General features: G+C 62.3%; 15 protein-coding genes. 8 read left to right on the top strand and 7 right to left on the bottom strand.

All coding sequences use genetic code 11. The features are described 5' to 3' along the window. Window positions 1-215 precede the first annotated feature (215 nt). The 4 genes from GA615_RS04060 to GA615_RS04040 all read left to right on the top strand — a co-directional run bounded on the left by GA615_RS04060 (window position 216) and on the right by GA615_RS04040 (window position 5138). A complete protein-coding gene (locus GA615_RS04060; protein ID WP_152049973.1) occupies window positions 216-740 on the top strand; it encodes a hypothetical protein in 525 nt (174 codons plus the stop codon). A 207-nt stretch (window positions 741-947) separates the two neighbouring features. Further along, window positions 948-2195, top strand: a complete 1248-nt coding sequence (ribA, locus tag GA615_RS04055; RefSeq protein ID WP_152049972.1) for a GTP cyclohydrolase II — start codon at window positions 948-950, stop codon at window positions 2193-2195. A gap of 144 nt (window positions 2196-2339) precedes the next feature. Then, on the top strand, window positions 2340-3704 hold the full coding sequence (locus GA615_RS04050; RefSeq protein WP_161602157.1) for a redoxin domain-containing protein: 1365 nt from the start codon (window positions 2340-2342) through the stop codon (window positions 3702-3704). A 123-nt stretch (window positions 3705-3827) separates the two neighbouring features. Continuing rightward, window positions 3828-5138, top strand: coding sequence for a TlpA family protein disulfide reductase (locus GA615_RS04040; RefSeq protein WP_161602156.1), 1311 nt, complete (start codon window positions 3828-3830; stop codon window positions 5136-5138). 30 nt (window positions 5139-5168) lie between these two features. Here the strand turns inward: GA615_RS04040 and GA615_RS04035 are convergent, their stop codons facing one another. From GA615_RS04035 to GA615_RS04010, 6 genes are all read right to left on the bottom strand, one after another. Then, complete coding sequence (locus tag GA615_RS04035; protein ID WP_152049968.1) at window positions 5169-8051, bottom strand: RecQ family ATP-dependent DNA helicase; 2883 nt, start codon at window positions 8049-8051, stop codon at window positions 5169-5171. Beyond that, entirely contained in the window at window positions 8048-8599 is a 552-nt protein-coding gene (locus GA615_RS04030; protein WP_152049967.1) for a hypothetical protein, read from the bottom strand. Before GA615_RS04030 ends, GA615_RS04035 begins: the two co-directional genes overlap by 4 nt. A gap of 243 nt (window positions 8600-8842) precedes the next feature. Continuing rightward, complete coding sequence (locus GA615_RS04025; protein ID WP_152049966.1) at window positions 8843-10807, bottom strand: hypothetical protein; 1965 nt, start codon at window positions 10805-10807, stop codon at window positions 8843-8845. A 379-nt stretch (window positions 10808-11186) separates the two neighbouring features. After that, window positions 11187-12206 carry a hypothetical protein gene (locus GA615_RS04020; protein ID WP_152049965.1) on the bottom strand — a complete coding sequence of 340 codons (1020 nt, stop codon included), beginning with the start codon at window positions 12204-12206 and terminating at the stop codon, window positions 11187-11189. Window positions 12207-12218: 12 nt separating this feature from the next. Continuing rightward, window positions 12219-13682, bottom strand: a complete 1464-nt coding sequence (locus GA615_RS04015; RefSeq protein WP_152049964.1) for an RtcB family protein — start codon at window positions 13680-13682, stop codon at window positions 12219-12221. Window positions 13683-13809: 127 nt separating this feature from the next. After that, complete coding sequence (locus tag GA615_RS04010; protein WP_152049963.1) at window positions 13810-15708, bottom strand: polysaccharide deacetylase family protein; 1899 nt, start codon at window positions 15706-15708, stop codon at window positions 13810-13812. A gap of 215 nt (window positions 15709-15923) precedes the next feature. Here GA615_RS04010 and GA615_RS04005 point away from each other — a divergent pair, with 215 nt between their 5' ends. Next, the gene (locus GA615_RS04005; RefSeq protein ID WP_152049962.1) at window positions 15924-16541 is read left to right on the top strand and encodes a HEAT repeat domain-containing protein; all 618 of its coding nucleotides are present in this window, start codon (window positions 15924-15926) and stop codon (window positions 16539-16541) included. Next, window positions 16541-17719, top strand: coding sequence for an ABC transporter ATP-binding protein (locus tag GA615_RS04000; RefSeq protein WP_152049961.1), 1179 nt, complete (start codon window positions 16541-16543; stop codon window positions 17717-17719). The genes GA615_RS04005 and GA615_RS04000 overlap by 1 nt, the downstream gene beginning before the upstream one ends. A 29-nt stretch (window positions 17720-17748) precedes the next feature. On the opposite strand, the gene GA615_RS03995 is transcribed toward GA615_RS04000, so the two are convergent. Beyond that, entirely contained in the window at window positions 17749-18291 is a 543-nt protein-coding gene (locus GA615_RS03995; RefSeq protein WP_152049960.1) for a DUF3568 family protein, read from the bottom strand. Between the two features lie 403 nt (window positions 18292-18694). Between GA615_RS03995 and GA615_RS03990 the strand changes: the two genes are divergently transcribed. Both GA615_RS03990 and ahcY read left to right on the top strand, forming a co-directional pair. Then, a complete protein-coding gene (locus tag GA615_RS03990) occupies window positions 18695-18955 on the top strand; it encodes a hypothetical protein (protein WP_235905066.1) in 261 nt (86 codons plus the stop codon). A 140-nt stretch (window positions 18956-19095) separates the two neighbouring features. Further along, on the top strand, window positions 19096-20439 hold the full coding sequence (gene ahcY / locus GA615_RS03985; RefSeq protein ID WP_235905065.1) for an adenosylhomocysteinase: 1344 nt from the start codon (window positions 19096-19098) through the stop codon (window positions 20437-20439). Window positions 20440-20543: the final 104 nt, after the last annotated feature.

Here is a 20543-nt window from a genome sequence, read left to right as displayed (position 1 = left end):
GTGACAACTCGTTCGATCCGTGGAACTTTGCTTTTTGGCCTGAACTTTGCACGACAGAGTACCATCGCGGGATCGTTCCGTCGACGCAACCGATACCGACGGTGGGCCGAACGATTCCCAGTCAGACACCTCGAATTACCTGGTTCGCCCTGGAGCACACCGGCCAGGTTCAAAGCGACTGCCTCCGAGATTTCCAACGAACGAGGAACCTCCTCATGACGATTCATCATGGTCCGATCGCCTGGAATAGACTGTGGCTTCCGAGTGTTCTCGGCATGATCTGCATGGTGTCGATGGCTTCGAACGCAACGGCGCAACAGCCGGACCCCCTGGCCGACGAGATTCGATCGGCGGAGCGTGACCGCGAGGCCGCATTGCGCGAGCTGGAAGCGCGTCGGGCGGAATATCTGGAGGCACTCAGACGGGCAGAGGAGCTTGATCGTCGCGAGTCGATGCGGCCTCCTTACGTCAATCCTTATACCCAGTATGGGGCTCAGCCGTTTGTCCTTTCCGAGGCGTACCGGGCCCAGGCCTACCGAGACGCCGCTCGATCGTATCTTCCGCAACCCGCGGCGCCGATGGTGAGAGGTGTGCCGGTCGCTCCCGGAGCCGTTCCTCCCTACGGCCCGGTTCCGTTCAATCCCGTCGCACCTTACGGGTATGGGTACTCCCCTCGACCTCTCGGAGGGATCGATATTCCCTTCGGATTCGGTCTGGGAGGACTTTCGATTCGATGGTGACGTTACGACGATGGGGGGATCGTCCCTGAATCGCTCCCGAATCCTCGGCTAACCACGCTTTGCGTGGAGGTGCCGATCGACCGGTTGTTCAAGGGGCGATTCACAACCCCTCCTGGCCCTGAGTGGGGGGCTGCGCCTATCATAAAAGGAACGATGGGCGGAGCTTGTCCGCCCGACTGGGTTGAGACACGGGAGCCAGGCGCTTCGATGGGCGACGCATTCTCGAACGTGGAAGACGCGATCCAGGCCATTGCCGAGGGCCGGGCCGTCATCGTGGTTGATGCCGAAGACCGGGAAAATGAAGGAGACTTCGTCGCCGCGGCCGAAACCATCACGCCGGAACTCGTGGAGTTCATGATCACCGAAGGGCGCGGTTTGCTCTGTGCCTCGATCATGCCCGACCTGGCCGAGCGACTGAATCTTCATGCCGTCGTCGAGCTGAACACGGCCCCGCACAAGACACCGTTCTTGATCCAGGTCGATCACAAGAGTTGCCACACCGGCATCACCGCTGCGGAGCGAGCCCTGACGATCCGGGCAATGGTCGATCCGAACTCGAAAGCGTCGGATTTCACCCGTCCCGGCCACGTCTTGCCGTTGCTCGCCAAGGAAGGTGGTGTGTTGCGACGCGCCGGTCACACGGAGGCAACGGTCGATCTGGCTCGGCTGGCCGGACTCGCGCCGGCGGGAGTTCTGATTGAGATTCTCGACGGCACCGGGCGTGCCAGCCGGGAGAAGTTGCACGAGATCGCCCGGCGATTCAACCTGCCGATCGTTTCGATCGAGGAGTTGATTCGCTACCGCCGCCGTCAGGAAAAGCTGGTGCACCGAGAAACCGAGGCCGCCTTGCCGACGAAATACGGCGAGGCTCGGGTCATCGGCTACTCGGTCGATCACGAGCCGGGCAACACTCCGATTGCCATCGCCTTCGGCGACCTCAAGAACGCGTCGGCCCCGCTGGTTCGGCTGCATTCGTCTTGCTTTACCGGCGACCTGCTCGCCTCGCTGCGCTGCGACTGCGGCGATCAACTGCACATGGCCTTGCAGCAAATTTCCGCCGAAGGGGCCGGAGCGCTCATCTATTTGCCCCAGGAAGGTCGGGGAATCGGCCTGATTCAAAAGATCAAGGCATACGCTCTGCAGGATCAAGGGCTCGACACCGTCGATGCCAACCTTGCCCTCGGCTTCCAGGCCGACATGAGAGACTATGGCATCGGGCTCCAGATTCTCCAGGACCTCGGTCTGACCAAGGTTCGGCTACTGACCAATAATCCGAAGAAAGTCGATGCCTTCGTGATTAGCGGCTATGACCTTCAGGTCGTCGATCAGGTGCCGATCATCGCGCCTGATGAAGAAGCGCGGCGGCGTTATCTCGACGCCAAGCGCGACCGGATGGGGCATCTCCTTCCCCAGCTCGCCGACGGCCCGTCACATTCGGGCCCTCGCGCTGATTGATCGATCAAGCCGACCGGCCTTGATTCCCGACCGATGCGCCCTGGCAGGGGGGGCCCTGCGCTGGTTACGATCATCTCGATGACGAGGGTCCGGCTCACGGAGCCCGAGCCGATCCGATCGATACCATGCGGAAAGGAGTCTCCCGTGCTTCGATCTCCCGTGAGTCTTGCCGTGGTCGTGCTGCTGGTCACGGTTTCGAGGTTCTCCCCGGCCGAGGCCATCACCCAGGAGCCGAACTTCGACCCGGGCCACTCGCTCCTCCGTCGCGTGGCCGAAGCCTATGCCGGTCTGCCGGGATACGCGGACGAAGGGACAATGACCCTTGCCTTCGCGCTCGGAGGCGAGGAAACCTCGCAAATCCTTGAGAAACCGTTCGCCTTTGCTCGACCCAATCGACTCGCGGTCGCTCAGGAACCGGCGGCGTTTTTCCTCGACGGGAACCAGCAGGTTTCGGCCCTGGCCGGGCTTTATCTTATCGCCGAAGCCCCCGACGCCCTGAACACGACTGTCCTCGCCCGCGATCCGGCCGCCGCCTACATCTTCGGCGGCATCACGGGAATTCCGACGATGACGTTGTTCCGCCTGCTCGCTTCCGAAGATCCCTACGAAGCCATTCTTCAGGGGGTCGAACGTCTGGAGCGGGAGCCGGAACGAGCGGTCGATGGGGTCGAGTGCCGATCGTTGAAGATCGTTCCCCAGGCCGGGCCGGTCGTCCGGTTGCTGATCGACCCGCAGAGCTATCTGCTGCGTCGGATCGAGGTGGTTCCCGCCCCCGAGGAACTGCCCGAGAACATGGTGGTCAAGGAAATCTCCTGGTCCCCGGGAACGATCACAACCGAGGTTCCTCCCGACGATCGGTTCGTCTATTCCCCTCCTGACGATGCCCGCCGCGTAGACAGTATCGCCGCGTTAATGGCCGGCCCGGACGGTACCGAGCCCGGCGCCGGTCTGAAGGGAAAACCCGCTCCAGAGTTTACGCTCACGCTCCTCGCGGCCAATGGGAAGCTTGAGCCCGTCTCCCGCGAGGAGCTGGTGGGCAAGGTCGTGGTGATCGACGTCTGGACTACCTGGTTCGACCCGTGCATCCCGGAACTTCAGGCGCTCTCAACCTTGATCGACCGCTTCGAGGATCACCCGGAAGCCAACCGCCTGCGCGTGTTCTCCCTCAGCGTGGATACGGTGGTCGCTGACGAGGAGGACAACCCCGAGAACGCCGAAGACCCCGCCGCCGACGATCCCATCGCCGAGATTCGGACTCTGGTTGAGCGTTATCTGGACGCCAAGGACTTCCGACTCGATCGTCCTCCGATGGCCCGCGTCGCCGTTGACCCGAACGGGGAAACTGCCAAGGCGCTCGGCATCGAGGCCATTCCCATGTTGCTCGTGATCGATTCCAAGGGAGTCGTCCGAGAGGTCCGTGTGGCCTCGCCTCCCCAGAAAATGCTCGAACTCGCTCCGACGATCGAGGCCCTGCTGGAAGCCGATGCTTCTCAGGCTTCCGGCGATTGATCGTTCATGCCTCGATCCATTGACCCTGGCCAGCCCACGACTTGATCCAGCTCGCAACACCGATCGATCCGCTCGCCCGCTCGAGGATCCCTCTCGTGTTGCCCTGGCTCCGGAGACTCCGACGTGATCGCGACCCTCACCGCCGTCTGGCTCTGCGTCGTTCCGGCCGTCACGCCTCGAGACGACGATGCCCTGGCTCTCCTGCAGCGCGTCGCCGAGGCGTATCAAGGCCTCGATCATTATGTCGATCGTGGCGATCGGGTCGTGACCGTGTCGATCGACGGCGAGCGGATCGAGCGGTTCGACCCGTTCCGCCTGGCATATTCCCGGCCCGATCGGTTCGCGGTTCAGGTTCCGGGCTCCCGGATCGTCAGTGACGGTGAGCAGATGCTTACGGTCGTCACCCCTGCCGGTCACTACGAGCTCTCCGCCGCCCCCGAGCGTGCCAGTATCGAACTGCTTGCCGTTTCGGCCGTGGGTTCGGCCGTGCTGGGGGATCCGATCGGACCTCCACTGCCCGTGGTGCTCGGACTCCTGACCGGCGAGGAACCTGGCCGAGCCATCCCAACCGATCCCGATCAACTCGCGATCGAGGAAGATCGCGAGTGGCAGGGCACCACGGTTCGAGTCCTCCGCGTGCCGATGCTCGGTCGAACCGACTGGCGATTGTTCATCAATCCCGAGACCTTCTTGATCGTCGGCGGCGAAGCCATCATGGACCCCGAATCGGTCACCGAGTTGACCCCTCCAGGGTTGACGTTCGACGAGGTTTCGGTTTCCTGGTCCGCCGGAGAGATTACCACCACCGCTCCGGCCGACGACGACACGAACCCCTTCATCACCGAGCCCCCTCCCGGCATGGCAATGCTCGGCCCTTTGCTCGATCCCGAGGCCCGAGCCCGTGAGGAAGCCGCTCGACTCGCCGCCGATCCTCGCGTCGGAACCCCCGCCCCACAGTTCACCGTCCCCTTGCTCAATGACGAGGGGATGGGAGAGGAGATTCGCGCAGTCGATCTGGAAGGGAAGGTGGTGCTCATCGACTTCTGGGCGACCTGGTGCGGTCCCTGTTTGAAGGAACTGCCCGAGGTCGCCGCCTTGATCGACGCCTATGCCGAGGCCGATCGCGCCGATGACCTCCGCGTCCTCTGCGTCAGCATCGACGAGGGGGGAGACGATGCTCAAGGTCTCGCCAAGGAACTGCTGACCTTCCTTGATCGCAACGATCTAAAGCTGCGCCGTCCTCCACTGGCCGAGGTCGCCCTCGATTCCGAAGGCAAGATGGCGCGTGCCTTTGGAGTTCAGGCCATCCCTTCCGCCTTGCTGATCGGCTCCGACGGAACCATTCGCGCGGTCATCACCGGCTTCGATCCGGAATTCCGCCGCAAGATGTCCAGTCAGATTGATCAACTGATCCAGGAAATCAACGCCCCATAACTGGGACGACGACGATCGCCTTGGAGCGGATCAATGATCGACCGGATCCGATCCCTTCGGGAGCGTCGAGCCAACCTGCCGTACCGCAAGAAAAATGCTCCAGAGTTCAGGGCGTTCCCTTGCGTCGTCGGGAGGAAGTGAGGGGCCGCGATCGCGCACCCACGCCTCCCATTGCTGAATCGTTTGGGCATCAAGGAAGCCTTCGATCGGTACGATCCGACCTTGGAGGGATTGCTCAACCACGTGTCGAGTAATCTCCTCCAGGTCGATTCCCCGAATGGCCGCTGCCTCGGTTGCAGAGAAGCCCCGGTCGAGCAGGCGACAGGTCCACTCCTCGGTCGAAACCCGATCCGGTTCGACGGTCAAAGCCGGGGAAGCGACCGGTTCCGGAAGCTCCTGGAACTCGTGCAACGCGGAACCGGAAATCGCCGACGATGATCGTTCCGAGTCCACTGAGGACCTCGAAGCCCCGGCGATCGCTTCCAGCAGGGCAGAACCATAACGCTCCAGCTTCGCCTTGCCGATCCCCTTGATCGTTCCCAGTTCATGAGGAGAGCTGGGCCGATGGCGAACGAGCAGTTCCAGCGTTTCGTTCGAAAAAACATAGCCCGGCGAGAGCCCCGCCTCTCTCGCCCAGGCCGATCGGATCGACCGCAAGCGTTGCATCAACCATTCGTCCGCCGCCGATCGAACGCCCGGTGCGACTTCGGAAGGATCGTCTGGCAGGTCCTGCGCAGCCGGCTCGTCGGTGCGATTCGATTCCATCACCGACGGCTCGATCCGATGGCGTCGCTTTCCGCGCAGTTTGAGCACGAGTTCCTCAGGGAGCCCGTCGAGTCCCAGATCCTCCGACCCGCTTCCCCGGTCTTTTAAAAACGACCACCCCCGGTCACTGAGCGTGATGATCGGCTTGAACCGATCGACTTCTTCTGATTCAATCAGCCCCGCAATCGTCAGCGCGTCGATGATCTGAATGACCTCCGGCTGGCGGTATCCCTCCAGAATGCCGAATGTACTCAGGTGAGTCAGGCCGAAGCGGCTCATCTTCTCAGAGCCTGATCCTGTGAGCATTTGTGCGACCACGGTCTTGCCGAACCGCCCTTTCGTTCGGGCGACTCCGGAGAGGATCTTGAGAATCACCTCCCGACTCTGGGGCGTATCAATCGGGCACGACGCAATTAAAGGCGCGATCCGCACACCGGCGCAGACGTCGCAACGACCGCAATTCGAAGGATGCGGATCGCCAAAGTAGCCGAGAATCACCGCCCGACGGCACTGACGCGACTCGGCGTATCGGATCATCCGGTCAAGTTTTTCGTACTCGGCTTCCTTGCGCGCTTCGAGGGTCGAGAAGTCGATCGGAAGACTTCGGGCTGGTCGAGAACGGTCGAGAATCCGGATCGCATTGCCTCGAAAGGGCGGAACGTAGGTGAGGGGTAATTCCGCTGCCAGATGTTTCAACGCCCGATTCAGCGCCGATCGTTCGATTCCAATCGCCGTGGCGAACTCATCGGGCTGGAAATAGACCGGCTCTCCCCATCGGCGGTCGCAAAGCCCCTCCAATCCCAGCATGACCAGCCGTTGCACATGAGCCTGCGCACTGACCCGATCGGAGAGAGGCGGCTCGTCCGGTTCCCGATCAATCCGGACGATCGCCATGTTCTCTCTCGGGTTGAACCGTTCCAGCCCCTCGGCCCCTTCCAGAATCTTCAGCGAGGCTCCCACGGCCGACTCGTTCAACTCGGTTCCGATGGCCTCCTTGATCTCGGCCTGAGTCAGCTCGATCGGGTCGGCGTCGAGCCGTCGCAGGTACTCGTAAACTTGATACACGACCTCGCGGGGAGGATATTCGTTTTCGATAAACAGTTGCTGGAGCTTGCGATCTCCCGGCGCATAGAGCAAGAGACATTCGGCCGATTGCCCATCTCGACCGGCTCGGCCTGCTTCCTGGTAATAGGCTTCGAGCGTTCCGGGAATGTTGAAATGAGCGACCGCCCGGATGTCTGGCTTGTCGACCCCCATTCCAAACGCGTTGGTCGCGACGATCACATCGACGTCGCCGCTCATGAACGACTCCTGCGCCGCGTGACGTTGCTCGCGGTCGAGCCCGGCATGATAGGCCACGACCGGCCTCCGCAGGTCGAAGCGCACGAACTCGGCGATCATCTCGCAACGCTTGCGGCTGGAGGCATAAACAACGATCGAGCCTGGCGTCCGGCGGAGCAGGGCACTCAGTTCGTCGAACTTGTCGGCATCGCGGCGGGCCTCGACCACGCCATACGCCAGGTTCGGCCGATCGAAGCCGGTGACGAACTGGGCGGGCTCTCGGAGGTCGAGCTGCTCGGCAATGTCGCGCCGCACTAGGTCGGTCGCCGTGGCCGTCAGGGCGATGCAGGGGGGCATGCCGAGCTTCCGGCGGGCGAGTCCGAGCTTTGCGTAATCGGGGCGGAAGTCGTGGCCCCACTCGCTGATACAGTGGGCCTCGTCAATTGCCAGCAATCGCGGACGCATGCGCGCCATGATCTCGACAAAGCGCGAGCTTCGGAACCGTTCCGGAGCGACGTAGAGCAGGTCGTACCGCCCCGCCTCGGCCTCCATCAGCCGAGCGTGCTGTTCGCCGGGATCAAGCGTGCTGTTGATCAAGGTTGCGCGCAAGCCTCGGGCGTGTAGGCCATCGACCTGATCTTTCATCAACGCAATCAACGGGCTGACGACCAGCGTCAAACCATCGAGCAGGAGCGCTGGAAGCTGGTAGCACAGGCTCTTGCCCCCGCCGGTCGGCATCACGCAAAGCACGTCCCGACCGTCAAGGACTGCATCGATCACTTCGCGCTGCCCCGGCCGGAACCGCTCCAGGCCGAATCGTTCGTGCAAGATCCGTTGCGGGTCGGCCGTGCGCTCCGCAGCACTCATGGGTGTCGTTCTCCTCCCCGCGGCCCTGTAGCGAGTTGCCATGAAACGCATAGTTCCCCAAAACCAATCGCCGCAACGATCAGCATTTCAGAGACGAGGTAGATCCAGCCGGGACGAAGAATGGAGCCGGAGTGATCGATGATCAGAAAGAAGCAAATGAAAACATAGCAAAGATTGGCGAATCCAATGATGCGCAGGAACAGGCCGGGTGATCGGGGGTGGAACATGACACAGCAGAGATCATAAACGACAAACAGGACAGGGAACGCGGCCAGGATGAGCAACATTCGAGGTGGGATCCCGAAATAGGATTCCAACCGGATCAGGACCACGCCAAGCATCAAGGCAGAAAGGAAGGCTCCGGCCCCATCCACTAGGAAGAGTTGCCGGGGATGCCGACACCCGAAACGGATCACCGAGTTGAGCAGGTGTGTCAGAGATTGGAAAAGTTTCATCAAAGAAGAATTGTTTGGATAAAGCGGGAATCCATCTCTGTTTATTCCGCTGAGCAACGCGAGTATCTCGTGCCAGAAGATGGTCCCACTCAAGCACCCTGGTCGACATGCTGCTGGCTGATGGTGAACAATAGACCGCCATTATACGGTTTCCATCGGTCTGGACGCGACAGGAAGGGCGTTTTGAGGTGCAGTCTCGATGGACTATTCTAGAAAGAAAAATAGCCCGCGACCCACACCGAACGGTGCAGGGCACGGGCTTTGGGGGTTCTTTATGCGGAGGCACGACGAGTCAGAGTTCAAGGGCCTGAGGTTTTCTCGGACGTCGAGTTGAGATTACTGCCCCTGGTTCTGCTGCTGTTCCAGTTGTCGCTCGATCACCGGGACGATCCCCTTTTCGATGACCGGGCCGACCTCGCTGGGCATGAAGCTCTTGAAGCGAAGGCCATCCGGTTCGGCCACGACTGCCATGCCGATCATCGTCGTTTGCTCGGGAGTCTGCTCAGGGGCGCGAAGGTCGTCTTCCTCGGTCGCCTGGCGCAGCTCGCCCAGAATCTGGCGGAAGCCGGTCTGTACGTCCACCATGGTCAGAGCACGGACCCGATCCGGAAGCTCGGCCCGGACCTTTTGGTACGACTCCGTCTCGCCGATCCCCTGATCGTTGGCCAGGTAAGAATCGATCTGAGACTGGGCGTCATCCCAGTTCTCGGCCAGAACGCTCAGGGTTTTCGAACCATCGGTCCCAACCCAGATGGTGGTCGACTCGCCGACGATCCGTCGGAGCGCCGCCACGGCTTCCTCGCGATCGATCGGCCGATCGGCCAGAGCTTCATCGATGTTCTGATTGATGTTCTCGTCGTCGATCTTCTGTTGGACCTGATTCTTGACCTCTTCGGTCTGCTCTTCGACCTCCTTCGTGAAGGCGTCGAAGTCATAAGTGGCCGCGATCTTGTCGAAGGTGTAGCCCTCGTGCTGCTGGGCCTCCGTCTCGATCGTGAGGTCCTTGATCAACGAGAAGTCGCGTCCCTTGATCGCCTCGACGGACGATCGGACGGCGTCGATCAGGGCCGGGGCGTCCTCGGCTTCGATCACGCAGATCCCTTGACGGCTCTCGCCGAGCCCGAGCGAGGCAGAGCTGCGCATCAGACCGGCCTTGCGGAACTGTTCATTGGCCTGGTCGAATTCCGGAGACTCCAGCACCTTGGCGATTTCGGGGAAGTCTTCCTCGATCTGATCGCCCGAAGGAATCATGTTCCACTCGATCGTTTCAGGGTCGAGCATGTTGAAGGCGTAGTAGGCCGATCCTCTCGGCAGTTTGGCCAGCTCGTCGGCGGGGTCGTCACCCTGATCGGCCATCTGGCGGATCGGCTCGTAATCGTCGTTCATGAGCAGCTTGCCCGACACGCTCAGGCCCTGTTCGGCGAACGAGGCGTTTGCCGCCATGCAACGAGCGTTTTCCGCAGCCTTGAACACTTGCTGGTATGCAGTTCGGATCTGCTGAGCGGTTTCGGGGTTCTCCTCCCGAAGCTCATCGACTTGCTGTCGGAGGAATCCACGAACCTGCTCACCCTGATCGGCGTAGGCGTCGTTGATGCTCGCCAGATCGACATAAACGCCGAGGTCGCCATCAAGAAAGTGAGACTTCATCTCGTCGGTCATGACATGACCGAGATTCTGCTCAGGCGCCGAGGTAACCTTCTTGATCAGGTCCTCATGCTGGGTGACCGCGGCGAATCCTTGCTTCTGAACGGCGAAGATCTGCTCGCCATTGCCGACGGTCACGACGTCATAGCCGTCGCGTTGCTCGGGCTGAAGGTTCTGCTGACCGGCGATCGACGCCAGGGCTCCGCGATAATCCTGGGTCTGGAAGACGGCGATCGCTCGCGGTTTGACCTGCAGTTGAGCGCCTTCCAGTTCGACCTGCTCGCCGAATTCGTCTGGGGTGACCACATCGATCAAGACCAGGGCTGCCGCTTCACCCTGACCCGCGCCCAGGCTCCGGGTGAACTCGGAAACAGTTGCTTGAATCTGAGAGCCGAGCTGCTCAGCCAGGTTGGGGCTCATGGCTCGCATCATGGTGACCAGATTGTTGGTCGCCTGCTGCATGCCACCCACGCGAACCACAATGGGCAGGTCCGCCGGCAGGGTATCAAGCCACTGCGCCTCGGCCGACTGACCCCCTCGGATGCTCTGGCTGGCCCGTTGCGACTGGACGACTTGCTGGCCAGTAGCGGCCGGGGTCGCCAAGGCCGTGGCGACGATCATCGACATCGTCAGTGGTAACAATGTGGTTCGGATCATGCGATGCATCTCCCTCATCAATAAGGTTCCGGGCGGGCATGCCGAGATCAGGCGTCCCCCCTGTCCGTTTCCGATCAACGGTCAAGGGGAAGTGGCCCGCCGCTGGCCTTGTTGCCATCGCAGAACCGATGCCATCTCCATGGTTATTCGGGCAATTTCGGGCCTGACGCGCCTGTTGACCCGGCTCGCCGTTGACGTAATTCGTGTCCAAAACCAAGAAAACGAAAAACCGCGAAGCGCCAAAAAACTTGGGAAACTCTCAGCAGCTTCAACAATACCCTCGTTCGTGTGTCTGAGTCGTTGCGACGTAATCGGGAGCCGATCCTCCAGGCTGGTCAACTCGGTGTCACAGATCGCATCCTCGGTCGCTCGATCCAGGTCAACGTGTGCGTGCGTGTGAGTTCGTTGGTGCTCTGGAGCGAGCCGATCGTGTCATCATTCGTCGGGCAATCGTCAAGCCTAGCCAGACGAACATGAACAGTGCCGCCCCGCGTTGCATCATCGCCGCAGGGATGGTTGTCATGAACCCGCTCAGGAGGACCAGGATGATCATCGTCAACGCAGAAGCCGATTCCACTTGCTTCAGCCGTGTCAACGCCGAGGAATCGTTATGGAGAGATTGCGAGGCTTCGGCGTTCATCTGGCGAAGCAAGCGATTCAGCTCTTGCTCGGTCATGGGCACCAGGATTCCGCGATCGATCATCATCTGAAGAAACTCGCGTTCCCGAGTGGCCTGTTCGTCGAGCAACTGAGCCCGGTCGATCGGAGTCGCCTCGACGTTGCGTTCCGAGAGCCAGCGCTGATGTTGGGCCAGCAGCTCCTCCGGCGACCAGTTTGGATCGTGCCGACGTTCGGTGTTCGGAGGTGGGTCAAGCGACCACCACGCGGTGTTCGAGGAAATGAGCCACCCCCCATTCCCGAGTCGACTGGAGGCGACGATCGTGCCGACCACCGTCATCGGACTCGTGTGCCGCTGCCACTGGGCATGAAGGTTGACCGTGATCCGGCCATCCGAAGCGCTGAAGATCAGACCGAAGTCGCCAGGCCCCGGCGCGATGATCGGTGATCGATAGCAACACCGTCGCATCAGGCCGGCTGCTTGACAGGCCGTTTCCATGGCTCGGAGGGCATTCCGGCTCGCTTCGGGAATCGATTCGTAGGCAACCTCATCCAGATGGTCGAACAACGGAATGCCGGCAAGTGTCGTCAGTTCGAACCTGAGCGTCCGCACCATCCAGAGCAGCGCGAAGCTCACCCAGTTCGGCGAGAGGGCCCGAAGGTCCTGGGTGGTCAGGCCCCGAAGTGACAGTCTGTAAACCTCCGTCAAGGCGTCTCGCCCTCCTGGCACAGAGGGAGACGCATACGGATTCTCAGGAGCCGGACGCTCAGATCGCGTCATGAGAGTGAAACTCTATCCCTTGATCACTCCAACTGGCCGCAACCGAGCGACCTTTTTCGAGATCCCGGCGTGGTCGACCACCTCGACCACCTGATCCACGTCCTTGTAGGCCGCTGGTTGTTCCTCTGCCAGACCTTTATGCCCTCGGGCTCGGGCGATGATGCCCAGTTCGTCCAGCTCCTTGTCGATTCGACGGCCGGCCGCGAGCTTGATGGCCGCGGTTCGACTCATCATCCGGCCGGCGCCATGGCAACTTGAGCCGAACGACAGTTCCATGCTTCCCGGTTGGCCCACCAGGACCCAGCTTGCCGTTCCCATGCTGCCGGGAATGATCACCGGCTGGCCGATCCCGCGATAGGTTTCCGGAATTTCCGGGTGGCCTGGCGGGAAGGCTCGGGTTGCCCCCTTGCGGTGAACGCAGACCGTCTTGCGTTGATGATTGCCGATTTCATGATTCTCGAACTTGGCGATGTTATGCGCCACGTCATAGATCAAGTCCAGCCCCAGATCCTCCCACGGTTTGCCGAAGATCCTTCCAAACACCAGGCGGGCCTGATGCGTCAGAAGTTGTCGATTACACCAGGCGTAATTGGCGGCGGCGCGCATCGCTCCCAGGTAGGCCTGGCCCTCGGGGCTCTCAACGGGGGCGCAGGCGAGCTGCCTGTCGGGCAGGGTGAAGCCGTATTTCTGCGGCGCGTTGCGGAACATCGCGAGGTGGTCGTCGCAGACCTGATAGCCGAGCCCCCGCGAACCGGAGTGAATCAAGACGGTGATCATACCCTCGTGCAGGCCCATCACCTCGGCGGCCTTCGGATCAAGAATTCGGTCGACGACCTGCACTTCGAGGAAGTGGTTGCCCGAGCCGAGCGTGCCGCACTGGTCGGCCCCTCGGGCAAACGCCCGAGGGCTGACGCGGTCGGGGTGGGCGTCGTCAAGTCGTCCATGTGCCTCGGTGAATTCCAGGTCGCGCTCGGTGCCCCATCCACGGCCGACAACGTAGGCCGACCCCATTTCCATCAGTTCCGCCAGCTCGTCGGGACGGAATTTGTACGGCCCCGACTGACCGACACCGGTCGGGATGTCTCGAAAAAGCTGATCGACAAGTTTCCGAATGTGTGGTTTCGCGTCGTCCCATGTCAGGTTCGAGCGGAGCAGACGGACGCCGCAGTTGATGTCATAGCCGACCCCGCCGGGAGAGATCACTCCCCCTTCATTCGGGTCGGTCGCGGCCACGCCGCCGATGGCGAAGCCGTATCCCCAATGGATATCCGGCATCGCCAGACTCGCGCGCTGGATGCCGGGCAGGGTAGCCACGTTGGCGACCTGCTCCGGCCCCTGGTCCTTGCGGATTTGCTCAATCAGACGGTCATCGGCGAAGATCAGACCGTCGACCCGCATGTCGTCTCGGTAGCTTTTGGGAATTTTCCACTGGCAAGGCCCGACCTTTTCGAGCGGGCCGGTATAGGCGCCGGGCATCGGAGTTCGTCTCCCGTCGATGGTTTGCGCCGTCGAGACCGTGATGCGAATCGCTTCACACTCGTCGGTCGCTACCGCTCCTTGTGATCCGATCTCCTCCGACACCTTGTCGTCGATCGACGTTCGGTCAGGGCGAAGCGTTCGAAGCGTTGCCGCCAGCTTCGTCCGAGGACGACGGCCGGGCCAGCTCGGCGATCGGCAGGCGATCGACCTGATGATTGAGGTCGCCTGTGTCCTCATTTTGCCAGTACAGGACCTGGTCTTTGAGGAAAAATCCGTTGTTCTCGCCAAACTTTCGGACAATCGGCCGCAGGGCTCCCTCGTCTCCGGCCCGACCGGCGCGAAGCTTCCGAGACCAGCCGCGTTCGAGGTCGGTGAAAGCATACGCTCCGAATTGTTCGTCGTCGGCAAAGAGCAGGTCGTTCACAATGCCGTCTCCGTCGAGGTCAGCAAAGCGCAAGCCCGAATCGAGCCGTTGTAGGCCCGAGGTCCAGGCCCCCGAGGGCAGACCGAACGGCAGCTTCTCCCACATCCGGCCCGACTCCGACCAGCGATACACGCCATTGACGTCGGAGATCCCTCGGTCCCGGTTGGCGACAATCGCCTCGCAACGGCCGTCGCCATCAAGGTCACGGAGACGGAGGCCATCGAGATCCACCGGCAGGCCCCGCAACCGATCGTCGTTGAGAACCCAGCGACCTCGATCATAGATCCAGCAGTGCTTCACCGGCCCGTCACCTCCGATCATCGCCGGCGCTCCTTCCTCATCGAAAATGCCAAAACGCACCGCCGGAGGCCGTTCGGCCCCTTCGTGCAAGATCAGGCTCGTCGGTAAGGGGGCCAGCTCCCACCGACGACCGGCAGGGCGCCAGAGTTTCGTGAGCCTCGGCCCGCCGTCACCCAGCAAGAGATCGAGATAGCCGTCTCCATCCAGGTCGAGGAGCCGCACGCCGTTGTCTCGGCCGTATTGATCCCGAACCGGCTGACCGCCGAGCAGATGGGTGTCGAGCCGTTGCTGCGCTTCCTGAAAGTTGAGGAACCGAACTCGATTGCCGTAGGTCTTCGAGGCGTAGTCAAGAAACTCCACCACCTGCTCCGGCCCAATCCACCCGTGGGGGTGGAAGACCATGGTGAAGACCCCTTGCTTGATGACGGCCGCATCGAGCGCCCGAGACCAATCGTCGATCGTCTTCGGGTTGTTCTCGCCGTGAAGATTCTGTGCTTCCCAATCGCTGGGGACCATGCATGGGAACTGCCAGCAGAGCCCATCGACGAGATACGGATACGGGTAATTCTCAATCCAGTTGACGAACCCTTCCGACGGCAGGTACTTCCGGAATTTCGGTGATCCGTCCGGATCGACGACCAGGCCTCGAGGAAGTTCCGGGTCATCGTCGGTCAAGACCACGCAGACCGACGAGTCAATCGTCAGGAAATGCTGCTCGGCGCTCCGTTCCCGGAAAATCTCGCGGTAGAACCGCGGGCTGGGCGAGTTCATCGAGTCGCAGCAGGGCATTCGGAAGGCGACCGGCGTGTTCCCTTCGATCCGATTCAACAGGTCAACACACTCATGGTAGGTGCGGGCTGCCGCCTCGAAGTCCCCTTTCTGGAGTAACGGGCAGGGATGGTCGAGCGTGTGAGCCTCGATCGACACTCCCTCGGCGATCCAGTCGGCGACCTGAGGGCTTTCCGGGTCGACCCGATTGGTCATGATGCTCACCGGGGCTCGGCCTTCGATCTGCTTCAGGCGATCGAGAATCGGTCGCAAGTACCCCTCATATTTGGGAATCGTATCCCGAAGATCGTCGATCGCGAGGATCACCACTGCATCCACGCCAGCCTCTCCCACCCATTGCGGCGTGGTGAGTTTCGGGAAAGTCAGGCCGACGTCATAGGGGCTGCTCTGATCCAGGTACGTCAGGCGGTTTGCCTCGGCCGCGCGTTGGGCCGCTCCTTCAGCGCGACGAGGCGGGTCCTCCACCGGGGGAAGAAGCAGGACGGCGGTGGCCAGGGTCGCGGCAAGCATTGATCAGGTCCTCTGCGGGCGATCGTTTCGGGTCGGCCCGCCGGATCGGGTCGATCGGGCCATCTTCTTCATATCCTATCCCACTCGGCTCGCCCGACCCAGAATTCTCTGTGATCCAGCGCGGGCTTCCCTTCCTGGATTCGATGATCGAGATGGCCCATAATCGAACCGCTGGCGTGTCGAGGACGGGCCCTCTGCTTTCGGAGCGCGATCAGATGCTCGAAGGTCTCGATTCGATCGACTGGGCGACCCTGACCCATGCCTACGGCGAGGCGACCGACGTGCCGAACTTGCTCCGGGCACTCCTGTCGCCCGACTCCGGCGAGCGAGACGAGGCGCTTGACACCCTCTTCGGCAACATCTGGCATCAGGGAACCGTCTATCCGGCGACCGCCGCCGCCGTCCCGTTCCTGTACGAATTGCTGCAGGATGCGGATCTTCCTGATCCGGATGGGGTCGCACTGCTCCTCTCCAGCATCGCCACCGGACGCGGGTATCTCGATGTCCATGCACGAGACGCGTTCGGTGAGCCCCTCTGGCAACGGATCTTGGCGAAGGAAGGGAAGTCGCTCGACGCCGAGATGGAAAGGGAAGCGAGGGAGATCCAGTCGGTTCGATCTGCGATCGCCCCCGGAATTCCCCTCTTGATCCCCTTCCTCCGTTCCGAACACGCCGAAATTCGTGAGTCGATCGCCGAGGCCCTCGCGGAGTACCCCGAGCACGCCCGAGTCTCTCACTCCCCCCTCGAAGACGCCGTGGAGGACGAGGCCGACCCCGAGGTTCGGGAACTCCTTCTGGAAATGCTCCAACGGCTTCGGGATCGGCAATCCTGATGGACGAACGAAAGCTCGTGTTGACCGATTCGGCGCCCGATCGACGGATCACGCCAACCCTGGAACTCGTCGGCCTGACCCGACGCTATCCGCAAGGAGGCGGCGTCGAGGAGATCGACCTGAGTGTTTCTCCGGGAGAACGGCTGGCGATTGTCGGGCCTTCCGGTTCTGGGAAGTCCACCTTGCTCCGCCTCATTGCCGGCCTGGAGCGCCCTGACTCTGGGGTCATCCGGATCGACGGCGCAGTGGCGACCGATTGGCCGCCTCACCGCCGAACGCTGGCCATGGTCTTTCAGGAGCAACCGCCTTACCCCCATCTCGACGTGGCCGGCAACCTTGCCTTCGGGCTCAAGGCACGGGGGAGACCCAGGGCCGAGATCCGGCTCCGCGTGGCCGAGGTGGCCGAGCTGCTTGGAATCGCCCCCTTCCTCTCCCGATCCCCCAGCCAGCTTTCCGGAGGAGAGCGCCGACGGGTCGTCCTTGGCCGAGCCCTGGCGACCCGCCCCAATCTCCTGCTCCTTGACGAACCCTTTTCCGCGCTCGATCCCCCCTTGAGCCGCGCGATTCGCTCCGACCTGATCGATCTGAACTCGCGACGGCAAACCGGGGCCATTCTCCTCGTCACCCACGATCAAGCCGAAGCAATGGCCTTCGGTCAACGCCTCGCCGTGATCCGGGACGGCCGTCTCCTGCAGATCGGCCCCCCTCGGGAGGTCTATGCCCGGCCGGCTCATCGCTTCGTGGCCGAGTTTCTGGGGGATCCGGGTGCGAACGTGCTCCGCTGCCGGCTTTGGGTCGATGCGAACGCCGTCCGGATCGAGGGGCTTGTCCCGGGCGCATCGTGGGCTGTGCCCCGGGGAATTCCCTGGGTCGAGGTTCTGGCCAATCAGGCCGACGGCGAGGTTGATCTCGCGCTCCGTCCAGAACAGATCGAGGTGATTGGATCAGACGACCCGGCCGATACTCCCGCGACGCCAACCATCATTGGCCGGGTCGATCGGGTTGAGCCTCAAAGCCGGATGATGCTTGTTTCGGCTCGCGTCGGACCACATCGCGTCCGGTTCCTCGTTTCGGGGAGGGATGCCCCGGGATCGGGAGATCGTGTCCCGCTTCGCTTCCCTCTGAGCCAGGCATCCTGGTTCGATGCGACCCTCGGGTACGCTCTGGATCTCCCTTGATCCGATGGCTCGCTATGGCAAGCAGAAGCTTATGGAAGCGTTCCCCCGAACTCGGTGCCCTCGGTGAATCCTCGGAGCATGACGGAGTCGGGCACTGCTTCTCGAGAGAAGTAGGGGTTCCCCTCCGGATCCGAAGGAACCGCCGAGGGAATGGCCTCGGGAGGAAGTGTCCCCAGACGAACGCCGACGCGATCGAGAACCGCCTTGGCCAGGGCCTCATCCCCAAACAGGCCGACTCGTACTCGGGCCTCGGTCGCAGGTCCCCGTTCGACGAGCGCGAGTTCGACGCGACGGCCGTCTCCGGTTCGTCCTTTGACGGTCGTTTGCTCGGCGTCGGCCTCGATTAGGCCCACGCGACGAATGCCCAGGTCGGTCATCGCCTCGCGGAGGGCTGCCTCGACCTCTTCTCTCGGACGGGCGAACCCCTGAGACGCGGTCCCCGAGGTATACGCATAGGTCGGCACGACCAACGAAGGCCCTGACGGGCTCATCGGTCCCATCGACCGACATCCGGCAAGCGCTGCCGTCGCGACCGCCACCCCGCCAAGCTGTCGGAATCGTCTCGCGGTCATCGATGCCCCTCCCTGGCCGATGGTCCCCCGTCGGGTCGTCCTGTTCCCGGTTCGATTGGGTATCTCGTTGCGACACCTCGGCGGCAGGCTAGCGAACCCGGCCCAAGTGGTCAATGCAAAGCTCTGCCCGAGGCGCCGAATCGCTCACGGAATCGTTCGCATCGTTCATTGCCGGATGCTTGAGCAGGTCGAGGGAACGCTCGGGTCGAGAACCGCATCCTCGGAGAAGTGCCGTTGACACACGCGTACGTACGTATTATCTTCTCCCCATCGCAGACGGCCCGGGTCGACCCCGAGTACCGGGCGCGGTGACATCGATGACCCGACCATCGGGGCTCCTCGGATGCAACGAGATCGCAGGGGACGTCTCCGTCGACCCGAGCAAACTCGGGGGCTCCAGCCGATGCATCCCGCCTTGCCCGAGCGCTGGGAAAGCCGGGCCTTACGGGTGGCCATGTCCGAAGAGGACTGGCAGCGGCTCGAATCCTTGATCCAGCGTATCGCCTGCGACGAGCCCACCCAGGCTCGTGCCCTTGGCGCGACCCTGGCGTATTTGATGAATCACGAATCGGCAACGCCTGCGGAGCCCGGTCCCCTCGACTGGCTCGACTGGGAGCGTCGGAAGACCTTGCAAACGCTCCGCCTCCTTCGTCCTGGCGCCTGAACCGTGCCGGGACGTTCCTCACTGACGGATCAACCCCTGCGGCAGTGTTCATCGGCTCGGAGCCGTTGCGCTGTCGTGACCGCCTGAACCGGGGCCGATCCCTTCTCGATTTGCCTTGCAACCTTCCCAGGAGAACCAACGTGGCGACCACTGCGCCTTCGCACGATGTCAAGGATCTGGCCCTCGCTCCGGCCGGCCACAAGCGGATCTTGTGGGCCGACCGCGACATGCCCGTCTTGGCGACCATCCGGGAACGCTTCACCCAGGAGCAGCCGCTCAAAGGCTTGCGGATGTCGGCCTGCTTGCACGTCACCGCCGAGACGGCCAACCTGGCCCGGACCCTCAAGGCCGGTGGGGCCGATCTGGTCCTGATCGCCTCCAATCCGCTCTCGACCCAGGATGATGTCGCCGCCAGCCTCGTGCAGGACTTCGGCATCAGCGTCTACGCCATCAAGGGCGAGGACGAAACGAGCTACTACAAGCACATCGCCGCGGCCCTGGCCCACAAGCCGAACGTCACCATGGACGACGGGGCCGACCTCGTCAGCGCGATGATCTTCATCGCCCTGAACCGGCTCGACGACGTCCACCCCGAGGTCCGATCCTGGGCCACCTCTCTCTCTCCTCAGGAGCGGGCCGGCGTGGCTTCCGAGGTTGTCGCCAGCATGGAGGAGACGACCACCGGTGTCATCCGCCTGCGGGCGATGGAGAAGGACGGCGTCCTGAAGTTGCCGGTCATCGCCGTCAACGACGCCCAGACCAAGCATTTCTTCGACAACCGCTACGGCACTGGTCAGAGCACCATCGACGGCGTCATCCGCGCCACCGACATGCTCATCGCCGGCAAGAAGGTGGTCGTTTGCGGCTACGGATGGTGCGGCAAGGGTGTTGCCCTGCGGGCCCGAGGCATGGGCGGTCAGGTCATCATCACCGAGATCGACCCGATCCGAGCCCTCGAAGCCGCGATGGACGGGTTCGAGGTCATGCCGATCGCCGACGCCGCCAAGATCGGCGACCTGTTCATCACCGTCACGGGGAATATCCACGTGATCCGGGATGAGCATTTCGCCGCCATGAAAGACGGCGCGATGATCTGCAACTCCGGCCACTTCAACGTCGAGCTGCAGCTCGACGGCCTGGCCAAGAAGGCCAAGGAAGTGACCAAGGGAATCCACCCGTTCGTCGACGAGTACACGATGCCCAGCGGCAATCGTCTGTACGTCCTCGGTGAAGGCCGCCTGATCAACCTTGCCGCCGCTCACGGCCACCCGGCGAGCGTCATGGACATGAGCTTCGCCGCCCAGGCGTTGGCCACCGAGTGGAGCCTCAAGAACAAGGGCAAGCTCGAACACCAGGTCTACAACGTCCCGGTCGCCGTCGACGAGTACGTTGCCAAGCTCAAGCTCCAGACGATGGGCATCGCCATCGATAACCTGACCGACGAGCAGACCAAGTACCTCAACAGCTGGGAACAGGGAACCTGATCTTTCCCTTCAAGTTCCGGTATCATCGCTGACTGTCGGACGACGTTGGACGACCCTTCGCGGTCGTCCCACGTTCGCCTTCCCGTTTCGTCATGTTGCGTGTC

The sequence above is a fragment of the Tautonia marina genome (genome assembly GCF_009177065.1).
GTDB lineage: Bacteria > Planctomycetota > Planctomycetia > Isosphaerales > Isosphaeraceae > Tautonia > Tautonia marina.
Note: the sequence above shows the minus strand (reverse complement) of the source record. Positions and strands in the feature narration are given on the sequence as shown.

Bases quoted from the DNA above. Each gene is read 5' to 3' on its own strand.
- GA615_RS04060 (WP_152049973.1), top strand. From the start codon at position 216: ATGACGATTCATCATGGTCCGATCGCCTGGAATAGACTGTGGCTTCCG.
- GA615_RS04010 (WP_152049963.1), bottom strand. From the start codon at position 15,708: ATGCTTGCCGCGACCCTGGCCACCGCCGTCCTGCTTCTTCCCCCGGTG.
- ribA (WP_152049972.1), top strand. From the start codon at position 948: ATGGGCGACGCATTCTCGAACGTGGAAGACGCGATCCAGGCCATTGCC.
- GA615_RS03995 (WP_152049960.1), bottom strand. From the start codon at position 18,291: ATGACCGCGAGACGATTCCGACAGCTTGGCGGGGTGGCGGTCGCGACG.
- GA615_RS04005 (WP_152049962.1), top strand. From the start codon at position 15,924: ATGCTCGAAGGTCTCGATTCGATCGACTGGGCGACCCTGACCCATGCC.
- GA615_RS04015 (WP_152049964.1), bottom strand. From the start codon at position 13,682: ATGCCCGGCGCCTATACCGGCCCGCTCGAAAAGGTCGGGCCTTGCCAG.
- GA615_RS03990 (WP_235905066.1), top strand. From the start codon at position 18,695: ATGCATCCCGCCTTGCCCGAGCGCTGGGAAAGCCGGGCCTTACGGGTG.
- GA615_RS04025 (WP_152049966.1), bottom strand. From the start codon at position 10,807: ATGATCCGAACCACATTGTTACCACTGACGATGTCGATGATCGTCGCC.
- GA615_RS04000 (WP_152049961.1), top strand. From the start codon at position 16,541: ATGGACGAACGAAAGCTCGTGTTGACCGATTCGGCGCCCGATCGACGG.
- GA615_RS04035 (WP_152049968.1), bottom strand. From the start codon at position 8,051: ATGAGTGCTGCGGAGCGCACGGCCGACCCGCAACGGATCTTGCACGAA.
- GA615_RS04020 (WP_152049965.1), bottom strand. From the start codon at position 12,206: ATGACGCGATCTGAGCGTCCGGCTCCTGAGAATCCGTATGCGTCTCCC.